General features: G+C 52.8%; 12 protein-coding genes and 1 pseudogene. 4 read left to right on the top strand and 9 right to left on the bottom strand.

Annotated elements, in window-relative coordinates; all coding sequences use genetic code 11:
* Nucleotides 1–39 precede the first annotated feature (39 nt).
* The 4 genes and pseudogenes from EPD59_RS22270 to EPD59_RS05260 form a co-directional block, all read right to left on the bottom strand.
* Nucleotides 40–2,576: pseudogene (locus tag EPD59_RS22270) on the bottom strand (DUF5916 domain-containing protein).
* Between the two features lie 146 nt (nucleotides 2,577–2,722).
* Nucleotides 2,723–3,115 (bottom strand): hypothetical protein, encoded by a 393-nt coding sequence (locus EPD59_RS21510; protein ID WP_165963429.1) that lies wholly within the window; start codon nucleotides 3,113–3,115, stop codon nucleotides 2,723–2,725.
* Nucleotides 3,112–5,328, bottom strand: coding sequence for a M56 family metallopeptidase (locus EPD59_RS05265; protein WP_133271870.1), 2,217 nt, complete (start codon nucleotides 5,326–5,328; stop codon nucleotides 3,112–3,114). The genes EPD59_RS21510 and EPD59_RS05265 overlap by 4 nt, the downstream gene beginning before the upstream one ends.
* The gene (locus tag EPD59_RS05260; protein ID WP_133271869.1) at nucleotides 5,315–5,737 is read right to left on the bottom strand and encodes a BlaI/MecI/CopY family transcriptional regulator; all 423 of its coding nucleotides are present in this window, start codon (nucleotides 5,735–5,737) and stop codon (nucleotides 5,315–5,317) included. The genes EPD59_RS05265 and EPD59_RS05260 overlap by 14 nt, the downstream gene beginning before the upstream one ends.
* A gap of 568 nt (nucleotides 5,738–6,305) precedes the next feature.
* Here EPD59_RS05260 and EPD59_RS05255 point away from each other — a divergent pair.
* Nucleotides 6,306–6,773 carry a YsnF/AvaK domain-containing protein gene (locus EPD59_RS05255; RefSeq protein WP_205703483.1) on the top strand — a complete coding sequence of 156 codons (468 nt, stop codon included), beginning with the start codon at nucleotides 6,306–6,308 and terminating at the stop codon, nucleotides 6,771–6,773.
* Between the two features lie 48 nt (nucleotides 6,774–6,821).
* On the top strand, nucleotides 6,822–7,700 hold the full coding sequence (locus EPD59_RS05250; protein ID WP_133271868.1) for a YsnF/AvaK domain-containing protein: 879 nt from the start codon (nucleotides 6,822–6,824) through the stop codon (nucleotides 7,698–7,700).
* A 67-nt stretch (nucleotides 7,701–7,767) separates the two neighbouring features.
* Here the strand turns inward: EPD59_RS05250 and folB are convergent, their stop codons facing one another.
* The 3 genes from folB to EPD59_RS05235 all read right to left on the bottom strand — a co-directional run bounded on the left by folB (nucleotide 7,768) and on the right by EPD59_RS05235 (nucleotide 10,416).
* Entirely contained in the window at nucleotides 7,768–8,181 is a 414-nt protein-coding gene (folB, locus tag EPD59_RS05245) for a dihydroneopterin aldolase (protein ID WP_133271867.1), read from the bottom strand.
* Nucleotides 8,182–8,303: 122 nt separating this feature from the next.
* Complete coding sequence (locus EPD59_RS05240) at nucleotides 8,304–9,314, bottom strand: DivIVA domain-containing protein (protein ID WP_133271866.1); 1,011 nt, start codon at nucleotides 9,312–9,314, stop codon at nucleotides 8,304–8,306.
* A 175-nt stretch (nucleotides 9,315–9,489) separates the two neighbouring features.
* Nucleotides 9,490–10,416 (bottom strand): WD40 repeat domain-containing protein, encoded by a 927-nt coding sequence (locus EPD59_RS05235; protein WP_133271865.1) that lies wholly within the window; start codon nucleotides 10,414–10,416, stop codon nucleotides 9,490–9,492.
* 305 nt (nucleotides 10,417–10,721) lie between these two features.
* Here EPD59_RS05235 and EPD59_RS05230 point away from each other — a divergent pair, with 305 nt between their 5' ends.
* Nucleotides 10,722–11,303, top strand: a complete 582-nt coding sequence (locus tag EPD59_RS05230; protein ID WP_165963481.1) for a 4'-phosphopantetheinyl transferase superfamily protein — start codon at nucleotides 10,722–10,724, stop codon at nucleotides 11,301–11,303.
* A gap of 87 nt (nucleotides 11,304–11,390) precedes the next feature.
* On the top strand, nucleotides 11,391–12,002 hold the full coding sequence (locus EPD59_RS05225; protein WP_133271863.1) for a redoxin domain-containing protein: 612 nt from the start codon (nucleotides 11,391–11,393) through the stop codon (nucleotides 12,000–12,002).
* Between the two features lie 73 nt (nucleotides 12,003–12,075).
* On the opposite strand, the gene EPD59_RS05220 is transcribed toward EPD59_RS05225, so the two are convergent.
* On the bottom strand, nucleotides 12,076–12,948 hold the full coding sequence (locus EPD59_RS05220; protein ID WP_133271862.1) for a transglutaminase-like domain-containing protein: 873 nt from the start codon (nucleotides 12,946–12,948) through the stop codon (nucleotides 12,076–12,078).
* Between the two features lie 353 nt (nucleotides 12,949–13,301).
* Nucleotides 13,302–13,784 carry a hypothetical protein gene (locus EPD59_RS05215; protein WP_165963480.1) on the bottom strand — a complete coding sequence of 161 codons (483 nt, stop codon included), beginning with the start codon at nucleotides 13,782–13,784 and terminating at the stop codon, nucleotides 13,302–13,304.
* Between the last annotated feature and the right edge of the window lie 105 nt (nucleotides 13,785–13,889).

The raw sequence follows: 13,889 nt of genomic DNA, 5'->3' as shown, positions 1-13,889 counted from the left end.
TGGGGGGCAAAAAAAGAAGAGTACGCGTCTTTTACTTGGTTAGATGGTTTTACGCTTCAGCATCAGATAATCAAGGTAATACAACACTTTGATCGACAAAGAATTGCTGTGAGGCGTATTTACGGTATTGGTCAGATTATCAAAGTAAAGCGGGGTGGCTTTGTCGGCGGTGAGGAAGCTGGAGCCAGCATTTTTCCACACTATGCTGATCTGGGAGCCGGGCGCAAACCACCATGAGTACACGGCATCCACGTTGAAGGCGTTAAAGCTCGTGTCGCGGTTGCGGCGGTAGTCGATGGCTTCTTCCTGACCCTTCTCCAGCAGCCGCAGGTAGTCGTAGTAATGCACGTTGCTCGTGTAGTGACGCGTGCGAATCGTGAACGACATGCGATTATTGAACGTGTAAGACCCCGAAACGGTGTTAGTTACAGTAACCACGCGGCGCCGGCCCAGCACCGATTCGTCCAGATAAAGCTCGTCCAGAGGTTCCTGGCTGCTCATGCCACCAGCGTACCCAATCTGGTTGTCTTGCTTGCTCCAACTTAGGTCATAGCGAAAGGTAAGTTGGTTATTGACCCGATAGCGAGGACTAATTCCTATGCCGAGGCCCGTACGGTTGGGCCGCCCTCGGTCCTGAGCGTAATAGCGCCCAGAAACGCTCACGTCGTACGCCAGTTTTTTGCGGTAATCGGATGAGATGAACATGTTACCGCCCACGTTGGCGGGTACGCGCACGTACAGGCGGCCAAGTGGCGACACGCGCGGCTCGAAGTAGTCGTGGCGCCGGGGCGAGGCGTCAAATTCAGCTCCCACCGTCATAAAACTCTTGGTAAACGTGGTATTGCCGCCGCCGTAAAACTCCACGCTCCGATAGCGCCGGGGCTTGTACAACACCTGATTGCTGACGCCCCAGTAGGTATACAGGTTATTCACCTTCCAGAAGGGCTTGTATTTGTTATAGTTGAAGTCGATAGATTGCTGGATACTGTTGTTGCTGAGCAGTAAGCCCAAATCGTTGGAGTCGTAGGTATCGGATTCGATGCCCTGGCTTACTTTCCAAGTGAGGTTACCGCTGATTTTGCCAACTCCCACCAAGTATTTAAAGCCATCTTGGTTATTTACGTCATTATCTGAGGCAAAAGACTTGCCGCGGCGACGTGAGTACACTACTTGCCCATCAATGGCATAGGCGTTCTTCTTGTCAGCAAAGCGAAAAAGCCCCCAGTCACGTTCGCGTCGTAGGTGCGGCCCCAGCGCGTGACGTTGGTATTGATCAAGCTCACGTAGGAGTTATTCTTCAGAGACTGATCCAGCACCACAATATTATAGTTCGAAAAAGGCTGGGTCAGCACGTCGCGCTCCTGCCCGGTGCTGTCGCGCACGGTGGCGTACACATCGTTACTGAGGGCATTGAACAATCCGATGCCCAGACCTTTACTCGTGCGACCGGATATTTTGGCAGCATTCAGCAAGCGAGTTTCGCCGGGGTTTTTTACTAGTTGTTCACCTTTGCCAAGCTGCCCATTGACGGCGTAAAAGCCCACCGGCTGGGCTCCTACCCGACGGGAATAAAAGAGGTTGCCTTTAGTAAATAGCTCGGTGCCCTCCGTAAAAAACTGGCGGTTTTCATTGTACTGTACCTCAAAAGGCGTGAGGTTGAGCACCACGTTGTCGCTCTGGGTTTGGCCGAAGTCGGGTACCAGCGTTGCATCGAGGGTGAAGCTTTCGTTGATGCCGTACTTAATGTCGGCGCCGCCATTAAAGGAGAAGCTTGTGTTGCGCACGCCCTGCTCCTGGTAAGGATAGTGGTTGAGATACGTGGACACGTAGGGCGTGAGCGACAAGCGTAGCGGCGGCTTAATGTCGCGGATGCCTTGCAATTGGCCCCATTGGTTCACAAAGCCATCGGCTTCGGGCTTTACTTCATTCCAGAAAAAATCTTGATTATCGCGCTTCCGCCGGCGCATAAAGTTGAGCCCCCAGAGCTGCTCGGGTACGGCGCTAAAGCGAATGGCCGAGTACGGAATACGCATTTCGACTACCCAATCGGTACCACGTAGAGCCGTGCGCGCATCCCACACGGCATTCCAGGCAAAATCTTCGCCACTGGCGGGCGAGTAACGCGCATCCAGCTGCACGCCCCCCGGCGTGATAAAGAAGCTGTAGCCGTTGAGCTTATCGTTATAGGTATCGAGGAAAATGGCGATAAAGTCGGTATTACCGAGGTCGTCGCGGGCGGTCAATTCCCGCATGATAGAGTCGGCAGACGACTCGTGCATCACGGCGCCCACATACAGCGCGGCATCATCGTACAGTACCCGCACTTCGGTCTTGTTCTTCTCATGCGGGCCAGGGTTCGGCCGATTCTGAATAAAATCGGTGGCTGCGGGTGCTTCCTGCCATTGGGCTTCATCGAGTTGGCCATCAAGCTTAATAGGCTGTGTGATGCGAACGGCTTGAAGCTGACGCTTGGGCGCTGCATTGGCTTTAGACGTAGGTGCTGTGGGGGGCAAATTCTGCCCTACAGTCACGTACGTGATGAATCCTAAACACCAACAAAGTAAAATTCGCAGCATAAAATGTAAAGGTAAAACCGGGATTCCCCGTCGATAAGCCAATAGATGCACAAAGTCAGACGAGAGTTGCCGCGGGGGCTTTTTTAATATGAAAGCCGGCTTTCTGCTTCAGAAAGCCGGCTTTCATATTAAAGACGAAGTTGTAGCTATTCTTGGATGGAGATGTTCATATTGAACTTGCTGTTCTTGCCTTCACCTAGCAGCTGCCGATACTTAGCCGCTAGCTCGTCCGACTGACGCTTGCCGTTCACGGTCATGCCAGTAGAATTTATCTGGAACTGATACGACTTATCGTTCTTCCCAATCAGCCCATCCTGCCGCAGCTGGTTGCCCAAATCCACGGAATTGATGGCTGGGGCGCGGGGAGGCTGTGGGGGCCGCGGGGCGCGGAGCGCACGAGGAGGAGCCGGTGGGGCTGGAACCCCGGGAGGCGTTGGAAAATCAGGGGCTCCCGGAGCTACTGGTGGTGCGGGCGGTGGCGGAGGGGTAAGGTTGTAATTGGTGCTGGAGCCAGCGCGGTTCATATAAATACGGTTCACATTCCCCCATTGTAGCTGAGTGTCAAGGTATCTGTGTCACCAATTGTTCGGCCTACGCCCGCCTCATACATTTTCTTGTATTTGACAAAAAGAGCTTCCGACTGCTTTTGTCCATTTACTTGCAAATCCTTGGCTGTCAGCACGAAGTTGAAGCGAGTTCTATCCTTGATCAGTCCGTCTTTCACCAACTCATCGATGATGCTGTCCTCGGTTTTACGAACGCGGGCATCGCGCTCGGCTCGTTCTTTATCACGCTCGGCACGCTCACGGTCGCGAATAATTCGTTGCTCATCGCGCTCAACCTGGCTTCTCTCCCGAATGACTTGCTGATTGTCGCGGACCTCCTGTAGCCGGTCACGCTCCTCTTCGGCTGCTTCCTGCAGCCGCTCGCGCTCCTCCCGAATATTGTCGAACTGCTCCCTGATTCTATCTCTTTCCTCGTCGCTATCGGCGTTTTGCTCGGCCAAGCGCAAGGCTTGCTCTGCTGACCGCAGGGCTTGGCGGCGCGCGTTCTCACCCTGAATTATCTGGACGTTTCCATTCAGGTTGCGCTTAAGCAAGGCCATTGACTCGTTATTAAGCCGTAGCAGTTGGGTGGACCGATGTAGTTCATCCGCATTCAGATCTATCACCCTCAAACTGTTGGGGTCTAAGTCAAAATGCGAGTCGTTGCGACCTAACAGGCGTAGCGTACGACCAGACTTCAGCCGAATAACCTGCGTGCCTTCGTCGTTGCTCATCTTTCGCGCCGCATTCAACTCTTGGGCGTCTATGCGGTTGCCATTGATATACATCTCCGTTACGCGGCCTTTTTTGTCGCGTTCCAGTATCACAGCTCCTGCGTCGCGACGGCCCCGCGCGCCATCCTGAATGATAACGACCCGGTTATTATCGTCCTTCCGGCGGCGCTTCTTTTTGTCTTTATCCTTATCATCGTCACTAACAGCGACGAGTTCTGTTTCGCGCAGCGGACCCATAGAATTTGTAAGGGCCAACGGGGGCATTTCGGCAACAGATGGCATCACCATCAAACCGGGCAGCAGGTCAGCACGCCAAGTATTGCTCATGGCCATTTCCTTCTTGCGGCTGCTCTTGAAATGCGGATCAGCTATGGAGAAGGCCGTACTCACGCCTAGCAGTACAATGCCCCCCAGTACCACAACGGCCGCCATAAAGCCCTCAGAGAATGTAGGGGCCGAACGGCGCTGTACCAGCCGCCGCACGCGACTCAATAGCGAGCCATCTGGGCCAACAGCGGCTACTGCCAGGCGGGGCGCTGAAAAGCGGTCGTGGCCAAGCTCGGCTAGTCCGGTGAGCGCATGAGCCAGCGTCAGCGGGCTACCACACAGAGCAGTAGCCATATCGTCGCAGCAATTTTCGCGCTCGGTACGCAGGCACGCATTCACAAACCAGACTCCGGGATGATAGAAAAAAAGAATCTCGGTGATGGACTGTACGAGATTCATCAAATAATCGCGCCGAATAATATGTGCCAACTCATGCGCCAGAATGGCCTCCAAGTGCGCTTGGCTTAGGCCGGATATAGTGCCCAATGGCAGCAGAATAACCGGACGTAGATGGCCCGCTACCAGCGGCGCTTTCACGAGCGCCGACTCCAGCAGCGTTACCGACCGGCGCAGTCCGGCCCGCTCACCAAGCTCCGTCAGGCGGTGTTGCCATACGGCGGGTAGTTGGCGTACGCGGTAGTGCCGAAGCCGATCCAGATAAGCCAGCCCGCCCAGAAAGCGCAGTGTCATGGCGAGTAAGCCCAGCAGCCAAGCGGCTACAATCAGGGGTAAATGCTGGTCGAAGTATGGCAGCCACGATGTAGTAACCGGTGCAGCAGACTCTACGGTTGCGGTTGCGGTAGGACGCTTGTCAAAAGCATATACTAACGGCAAATTGCCCCCCAAGCTAGCTGCAATAGCTGCCGGAGCGTCGGTTGTGGTAGCCAGAGCAGTGGGAACCGCTGCCTCCGTATCGGAACTGTCGGTCAGATAATATCGGCTAAACGTAACCGCCGATAAGCCCAACATCGCAACCAGTGCCACGCCCGCCGCCCGGTAACGGATGCGCGCCGTGTGCTGACGCAGCAGCAATAACAGCCCGGCTAATGCCAGCGCTACTACGGCCCCTTGCCACAATGAATGCACAATGGTCCAGCCAAGGGCCCGGACAACGGCTGGGGATAGAATATGCTCAAGCCAATTCATTGGTCCCTCCTTTCTCGGTTGTGTTTTTTTGCTCTTCCATTTCGTTCAGCAGCTCCCGAATTTGGTCCAACTCGGCCTGCGAGGTGCGCTGGTGGCCAAGGGCCTGCACCACTAGCTTGAGGGCCGAGCCGCCAAAAGCAGCATCCAGGAGGCGGTCGATGAGCAGCCCTTGGGTTTCCTCCTCGCGCAGCGCCGCCCGATACACATGGGTGCGATTCTCATCATCACGGAGCACTAAGCCCTTATCCAGCATCAGTTGAAGCAGCTTCAGCGTGGTAGTGTAGCCTACATCGCGCTTCTTGTTTAGCTCGTCGTTTACAAAGCGAACGGTGGTGGGGCCGTGCTGCCAGAGCACCTGCAAAATCTCCAGCTCCGATTCGGTAGGCTTGGGGAGGGGTGGCTTGCTCATTGTTTCTAGGAGTTATAGAGGTACGAAGAAATTCGTATTACAAACATATACGAAACTTATCGTACTAACAAGCATTATCTACGAATATTTTCGTTGACACCCAGAATCATGGCTTAACTCGCAGTAACTCTATCAATGTCACGACAAAATAAGAATGGGTGCTTGCTCTATTTTTTCGCGCCGAGTGAAATAGCATTTAAGAAGAATAGTATGGAGCGTTCGACTTAGTACGCTGTAACTCTAGCATTAAATTATAGCCTAGTATAAGCAAGGCTAGTATATACAAGCAACTGTTAAAATTAAACTTATCCAGGAATACAGAACTTGGTTTAGATCGAATTAATCAAAAATAAGCATGGTAGTACTAGCTTAATATCCAATCTATTATCAACAGCAGATCATCGTTATATCTATGTTTATTAATATGAATAGGAAGCATCTTTTACTGACGAGCTTTATAATGAAACCAATAACGTTTTTTAGCCAAAAAATCAACTCATAAGGATGCACCCCGTATTATCCATGACCTGAATACGTCCTTTCACCCATGGATTTCAGCGTCTCGCCTATGCAATCTTCTGATAATGTTTTCCAAGGTCAGCAGCCTGATCCCAACCACGCCCCTGATCCTCGCATGACCATTCCGGTAGTGGAAGAGCAGTTAAAAATCGGGAAGGATGTGGTAGAAACCGGTCGGATTCGGGTATCGAAGACAGTTCACGAGGAGGAGCGCGTCATTGATGTGCCCATTATTCAGGAGGAAGTCAATGTTGAGCGAGTAGCTATCAATCAATACGTGGCTACTCCCCCCGCTGTGCGCTACGAAGGCGATACGATGGTTATGCCCATTCTGCGGGAAGTATTGGTGGTGGAGAAGCGCCTGCTCCTAGTAGAGGAAGTTCGCATCACAAAACTCCAAACAGAAACACGTACCCCCCAACAGGTGACGCTACGGAAGGAGGAAATTCATCTGGAGCGTGTAGCCCCCAATATGCCCCCGCTAGCGACCCCTCTATTCAAGCTTAGACTTTACTGATTACCCTACTATTCTTCATTTTTCTACTAACCAAAATCCTTACGAACGATGGCACATACCGTAATTGGAGTATTCGACACAGCTGCTGAAGCTCAGCGCGCCGTACAGCAACTGGAGCAGAGTGGTTTTCAGCGCGACTACGTCGACGTAGCCCCTTATAATCAGGGCAGCACAACTAGTGGCGGCTACAGCAACAGTGGCAGCACAAATACCACCGGCACTCGTGCCGAGGCGGTTGCTGATGATGCCGGCGACAAAATCGGCAACTTCTTCAGCAATCTCTTTGGCGGCGACGATGATAACACCTCCCGCAACTACTCCAACGTAGTGCGCAGTGGCAAATCTTTGGTAACAGTCCACGCCCGCTCGGGGGAAGAAGCGGAGCGTGCCCGCGACCTTCTCGACAGCTATGGTGCGGTAGATGTGGATGATGTAGCTGCTCAATATGGTGGGGCTAACACTTCTGGCAACGCATATGCGAGCACGCAGTCGACCACTGGCCAAACTGATGAGACTGGCTCAGTGAAGGTGATGGAAGAGCAGTTACAGGTTGGGAAGCGCGTAGAGCAAACTGGTGGGGTACGGGTGCGCAGCCGCATTGTGGAGCGCCCAGTAGAAGAACATCTGCGCCTGCGGGAAGAGCATGTAAACGTAGAGCGCCACGCTGTAAACCGTCCGGCTACCGAAGCCGATTTCAATGCCTTCCAGGAAGGTGAGATTGAAATTACGGAAAGCGCCGAGCGCGCCGTAGTAGGTAAAGAAGCTCGCGTAGTAGAAGAAATCAACCTCGGCAAAGAGGTAACTGAGCGGGAAGAAACCATTCGCGATACGGTGCGCAAAACTGAAGTGGATATCGAGCAGATAAATAATCCAACGACGGCCAACCGCACTACCGACAACCCCAATACCCTGAATAGAGACGTGTAAGCAGTTTCTAAGTTATAGCTATCCATTATTTAAAAAGGCGACCAATTAATGGTCGCCTTTTATATGCTTAAAGCAAATGGAAATTACTTCTCTTTCTATCCTTCCAAGTTCTGGGGGCATTTTGCACCCGTTTGCGCTTGAGGGTAATGCGCGCACGCCGACAAATGCCCCCCAGTGGCGGATTGAACTTCGACACGCACACTTTCACGGTATACACGTGCGGAAATTGCGTTAGAATCCGATCCATTACCCGATGCCCTACGTGCTCCAGCAACCGCGCCGGAGCCAGCATTTCCTCTGCGATAAGGCGGTAGAGTACCTCGTAATTTATGGTTTCCTGGAGTTTGTCGGAGGCGCCGGCTGCGTGCAGGTCGGTTTGGATGTAAAGGTCTACGCCATACTTATTCCCGATTTTCTGCTCCTCATCGTAGTAGCCGTGAAATGCAAAAAACTCCATACCCTCCAGCGCGATTTGTCCCATGGTAGCAAGCGGTTAATGATGGCGTAGCGCCTTTCTGTAAGACTACTGAATTTGTGGCTACAAAAAAGCGAAAGGCCCACAATAGCTTGCGGGCCTTTCGCTTTTTTGTAGCCGAAGCTAAGTTAAATCTCGTCGAAGAAAGATTTTTCGGTTAAAGCAGCCGTGGCCATTCCGGGGTGCGTAGCGGGCGAAGGCGGCATAATTTCGGGATGACCTGGGCCAACGGGCTGAATGTCGGGGGCTGGGCGCTCAATATCCGGGGCGCCTGGATCGGGCACGCGGGAAGGCTCCGGCTGATAAATGCGCGACGGATCAGCTTTACCGGGGTTCTCATCAGGCGAGCCGGGGCGAATTTCTGGGCCCGGCGTTTGGGCTGGCGCCCCCGGGTCAGGCTGTTGGCCGGGCTTGGGGTTGTAGTTGCCGGGCTGGGGACCAATAGCGCGGGGCTCGGCAGCCAAACTACCCCCCAGGGAGGAGCTAGATGCCCCAGCCACTGCGGCAGCCGACGAAGTAGAAGCAGAAGAAACACGCATGGCAGAGTCGTTTTGGGATGAAGGTTCGGGTCTGCTTACCTGTACGCTCTCGGCCCGCGAAAGGATAGCGGCCGCGTCTGTTTTAGGTCGGGCTTTCGCTTTTGCAACTTTTTCCAAGGCGTCAGAGGCCAGGTGCTGCAAGTCGCGCACGAGGTTTTCCATCTGGGTTTCTAGTCGATGACACTCTTGGCCCAAGCTGTTGACTTCGGTGCGCATGGCGGCAACGCTTTTCTCGGCTTCGCGGGTGGCTTCTTCTACCAACCGACGGGCTTCCTGCTTCGCTTCGCTTAGCAGCTGATCCGCTTTGAGCTGGGCTTCGCGGATGCGCAGGTCGGCATCGCGCTGCGACTGCTCAGTGATGCTGTTACCGGTATCTTCGGCCGTTTTGAGCGTGCGGTAGAGGCTGGTTTCCACTTCGCGCATTTTCTGCACATCGTGGGTAGCGTGCTCCAGCTTAAGGCGTAGCTCCCGGTTTTCATCGCCCATGCGCTCCCACTGCTGCGACAGCGTGACCAGAAAGGCTTGAACTTCGTCCTTGTCTACACCCCGAAAGGCTTTTTCAAAGGTTTTTTGCCGGATGTCGAGAGCGGTAATTTTCATGGAAGCTATGATTGATAGGCTGAAAGCTGGTGAGTAGACGCCAGTAGCCTTGATGAAACGGGAGACAGGGCAGAAACGAAGGGCAGGGCGAGGGAAGTATCTGAAAGTAACTGAAGCGCTATAAACGGACTACACTTTCATTTCACCTTCCGCTCAGCTTCTACCCTCTCAGGCATCAGGATAGCCCCCACACGACAAGGCTACGGTCGTCACTACACGAAACTACCCGATTCTGCCTGCCTGACCAAAATAACTTGTTTACGGAAGTGCCGTGGCCTGCGTGTCTAGCCTTGTCAACGACCCGTAGCAGTCGTCCGGTTTCGGCTTCCCATACTTTAATGGACTTGTCCATGCTGCATGTGGCCAGCAACAGGCCATCCGGGCTGAACAGTAGATGATTAATGGTAAACATGTGGGCTACAATGCTGCGTACTTCGGCATAATTGTCCCCCACGGCCCACGTCCGCAGGTGAGCATCGCGCCCAGCGGTTAGCAATTGCTGCCCATCGGGCGAGTACGCCGCTGTAAATACAGAGTTGCTGTGCCCGGTGAGTGTGTACTTCACAGCCAGTGAATCAGCATCCAGAACACGTACTAGTGCGTCGCTGCCCCCGATGGCCAGTTCACCGCGCTCCTCGTGCAAGGCCAGGCAACGTAAGCTTTTGTCGCTGAGGCGCACCAGCTTTTCCAAGGAAAAATCAGCGGCTCGTAATACCGCAAGCACCCCATTGCCGAGGGCCACATACAGGCGCTGACGCGGCGCGGAGTATGCAAAGTCGAAGATGGCGGCTGGTGGCAGTGCAGTGCTATGCACCAGTTTTCTTTCTGCCAAGGCGATAGCTTGAACTCCCTGAAAATTATGCCCTAGTATCAGCATTTCACGCTCGGGTAAGTAGCGCAGAGCGTAAACTGAGTTTTCGACTCGGGCTACTAACTCACCGTCGCGCGAGAGGTCATCGATGCTCCACACGGCGACCATACCATCGGCGCCCGCTGAAAAGAAACGGTCCTCATCGGCAGACCCGGCTAAAGCGTATACACAGTCGCGGTGGCCGCTGAGCGTAGCCAGTTTCTGCACCTGCGGACGTGAAAGCAACGGCATGGATGAGGTAAAAATTTAGGGCGAAATTACAGCAGTTTTAGCTAGTTCATGAAGTAGTACCCGACCAATACTAGTCTTGCGTCCCTACATACTCCGTTTTGCTTCATTGAGTATGCAGAGCCGTAGCGAAGCATCTCGCGTGTTTAGTAAGGTTGGCAGCTTCACATCAGCAGGCCAGATCCTTCACTACGGCCCTGCGTGACGGTTAAAAGTAAACATCTACATATAATGCCCTTACACTCCCTCACCCCTCTTTCCGAACACACCTTCCTGGGATTGTGGCAACTCACAGAAACGCCCCCGCGTTGCTTTCTATTCTTCCCCACTCGGCCTACTATGCTGGACAGCAGCCGGCAGCGCGCGATTTAACCCGTCAGGCGCAATGGCTGGCAGGGCGGACGCTTACGCATACGCTTTTGCGGGCACTGACCTCTGCCGACACCCTTTTAGTTAATGATTCTAACGGCCGACCTTATTTGGAGCAATTGCCTGATTTTGCGGTTTCATTGTCACATTCGGGGGAGTGGGTGGCAGGAATTGTATCCACTCAAGGGCGCGTTGGCACAGATGTTGAACTGATAAGACCCAAAGCGCAACACTTGGCGACCCGGTTTCTAGCTGAGACGGAACAAGCCAATGCCGGCGACGATTTAGCAAAATATAGTCTCTATTGGAGTGCCAAAGAGACGCTGTATAAGCTGCATAGTCGCCGGGGCGTGGTGTTTAAAGAGCAATTGTTGCTCAACCCGTTTGAGCTGCGGGAGGCAGGTGTTTTGACGGGGCACCTGCTGCTCGAAAACTTCCGCAGCGAACACCGAATTTCTTATCAACGCTTGGCAGATGACTATATGCTAACGTATTGCGTTGAAGATGCTAAGCACGGCTGAGTTTCGCCTGCTTCATCTGGTTGAAGACGTGAAGATCTATCTAACTGAGATCTAGCGCTTCACTTCCACCTTTTAATCTCTCCACCCATGCTTCTTCGTCGAATCTCTATTATCGCTGCCGCCGCCCTGCTTTTCTGTACTGTAGCAGTAAGCGTGGCAAAAGCGCAAGAGGGCCGCACTGTTACTGACTTTAGCCTTACGAGCCCCACCAACGCAACCGTTACGCTGAGCAGCTACGCGAGTAACAAGGCCGTCGTGGTCGTATTCGTGAATCCCAACTGTGCCTTCTCCAAGCTTTATCAAAGCCGTTTGAATGCCCTAACTGCCGCGTATAGCGGCAAGGGAGTGCAGTTTCTGTTTATCAATGTGCCCATCAACCTAGAAGCTACGGCCGATGCTACCGACGCCGACAAGCTCAAAATGAAATCAACGGGCTCCGATGACTATCCTTATCTGACTGACCCAGGTCAAAAGGTAAGTGGCCTGCTGGGTGCTACCAAAACGCCGGAAGCCTTTGTATTACAGCCCGCTGAGAACGGCTTTGTGGTGCGCTACAAAGGAGCAATCGATGATAATGCCCAAGTAGAAGCGTACACGAAAGAGCGTTATGTGGCGCAGGTGCTAGATAACCTCTTGGCTGGAAAGCCCGCAGGTGTAACCGACAAGCGTGCGGCTGGCTGTTTAATCAAGAGAATGTAAGCTCACGTATAGCACCAAAAAAGCCCCCCATAGCAATTCTGGGGGCTTTTTTATGTCTTTAGTTAATAGGGACCTATGGTGCCGGCTCAATATCCGTGGGAGGAGTGATTTCGTCGGTCAGGATGGCCAGTAGCTTCCCTACTTCGGTGGCTTTAGCGGGCTCCTGCAGCTTCTCGAAGCTCATCACCAGATTGCGCAAAGCCCGCCGCACGATGTCGAGGTGCGAGCAGGGCGCATAGAAAATATCGTTAGGCGACAGGTTGAGCTGCGCTACGTAATGCTCAATGTCGGTGCGCGACAGAATGAGGCCGCGGTTGTAGCAATTGATATAAAAAGGCTCTGTAATCTGGCTCTGCGACTGATAAGTAAGCACAAACAGATTGGGCAGATTCACGCCATAAATAGGCAAGTTGAGCCGCTGCGCCACCAGCAAGTAAATCACGCAGAGCGTCAGCGGATTACCACGCTTAGTTTCTAACACTAAGTGTAGCATGGAGTTAGCCGGCGAATGGAAATTCTGTGTGTTGGCTCCGAGCTTATGTACCCGAAACAATACATGGTTCAGCACCTGCACCTGATCCGTAGGATGCATCTCAGGCCGCATGAGCGTCCAGGCTTCAAAGCGTAACTGCTCAATAGCTCGGTTCAGCGCCTGCAAATCGGCATCCGGATACTGGTAGGAGTTCAGCAGCCACATGCCTTCGAGCAGGTTTTCGCTGCCCGAATCGCGCCACACGCGCAGGCGCTGTTTCAGGCCATCAAATTGCAAATCGTGAATCAGATCCTCTAGGCGCTGCTGCTGGCGCGGGTCGAGACTCTCCTCCCACGACTCTTCCAAGAACGGAATAATGGTTTCGCCCAACGCTTGAATTCGCTCCTCAATCTGGAGGGCAATTTCCGGGTCATCGAGCAGCGAGATAAGCGCTTTGATTTCTTTATTGGTCATGGAGCGGAGGATCGGGACGTGTGCAGCAGCCCCGAATAGCACGAAGTAGCAAATAAAAGCAACCGACACGGTTTCGCCGCAGCCGGTTGCCCAGAATCAACACGCAGAACGGGGAGGAATGTTCAAATAAAGTGCTTTCACGAACTGGTTTTCACTACTCCACTGGCGCGAGTTTAGCGCAGCATAACTCGTGACCAGCCATGCCGAGAGGCTGCGCCTCCCCTGCCAGAACGACCGCGCCACCCGGATTTCCCAGGCGGCGCGGTCACGGTTTGCCGCTTTGCGGCAGTGGAGGTACAAACTCCACCTCAAGCTAAGTCACGAGCTACAAGCTCGCGCCAGAGGGGGCACTGTTAATCAATTATAAAAGCCTTTATCCCTTTGCTTCTCCAAGCAGCAGACAAATCCCTTAGTAGCTTCAACTCATGAGCTGACTGTACAAGTATCAAAATCTCTTCTTCCTTTTTATGGCCTTTATATATAAGTCTAACTTTTCCTGCACCTGAGCTTGTGCTTCGTCCACGCGGTGCACCGGCATATTGATCTGACTCTACTGTTATACTAAGTAAATCATGTATGGAAGTAATTTGCTCATCTACTGAAATCATATCTTCACTGAGACTGAGTCTATCATACTTTTTAGGGTAATACATCTCTATGATTTTCAATTTGTTTAAGATGATTACCAACACTAAAGCACTTATACATCCTACAGCTACTATCCCTGTAATAAGCACCAGTACTTTAACTTCAGTTAGTATATATGGGCTCTTATCATTTAATAAGAGCCTCTGCAAAAATGCGCTTGATGCAAAAAGCGCAAGTACTACTATCAAGAGGCAAGTCAGCACTCTTAGCCAGTCCTTTATATCAGAACGGGTTGTCAGGCTAACTACGAGTGACATACTAAGCTGTACCTGAAATTATATTATCGTTTCACC

The sequence above is a fragment of the Hymenobacter radiodurans genome (genome assembly GCF_004355185.1).
GTDB classification, from domain to species: domain Bacteria; phylum Bacteroidota; class Bacteroidia; order Cytophagales; family Hymenobacteraceae; genus Hymenobacter; species Hymenobacter radiodurans.
This window is presented reverse-complemented; position numbering and strand designations above follow the sequence as displayed.

Excerpts from the sequence above, each read along its gene's own strand:
- EPD59_RS05265 (WP_133271870.1), bottom strand. The coding sequence starts at position 5,328 with ATGAATTGGCTTGAGCATATTCTATCCCCAGCCGTTGTCCGGGCCCTT.
- EPD59_RS05260 (WP_133271869.1), bottom strand. The coding sequence starts at position 5,737 with ATGAGCAAGCCACCCCTCCCCAAGCCTACCGAATCGGAGCTGGAGATT.
- EPD59_RS05255 (WP_205703483.1), top strand. The coding sequence starts at position 6,306 with ATGCAATCTTCTGATAATGTTTTCCAAGGTCAGCAGCCTGATCCCAAC.
- EPD59_RS05250 (WP_133271868.1), top strand. The coding sequence starts at position 6,822 with ATGGCACATACCGTAATTGGAGTATTCGACACAGCTGCTGAAGCTCAG.
- folB (WP_133271867.1), bottom strand. The coding sequence starts at position 8,181 with ATGGGACAAATCGCGCTGGAGGGTATGGAGTTTTTTGCATTTCACGGC.
- EPD59_RS05240 (WP_133271866.1), bottom strand. The coding sequence starts at position 9,314 with ATGAAAATTACCGCTCTCGACATCCGGCAAAAAACCTTTGAAAAAGCC.
- EPD59_RS05235 (WP_133271865.1), bottom strand. The coding sequence starts at position 10,416 with ATGCCGTTGCTTTCACGTCCGCAGGTGCAGAAACTGGCTACGCTCAGC.
- EPD59_RS05225 (WP_133271863.1), top strand. The coding sequence starts at position 11,391 with ATGCTTCTTCGTCGAATCTCTATTATCGCTGCCGCCGCCCTGCTTTTC.
- EPD59_RS05220 (WP_133271862.1), bottom strand. The coding sequence starts at position 12,948 with ATGACCAATAAAGAAATCAAAGCGCTTATCTCGCTGCTCGATGACCCG.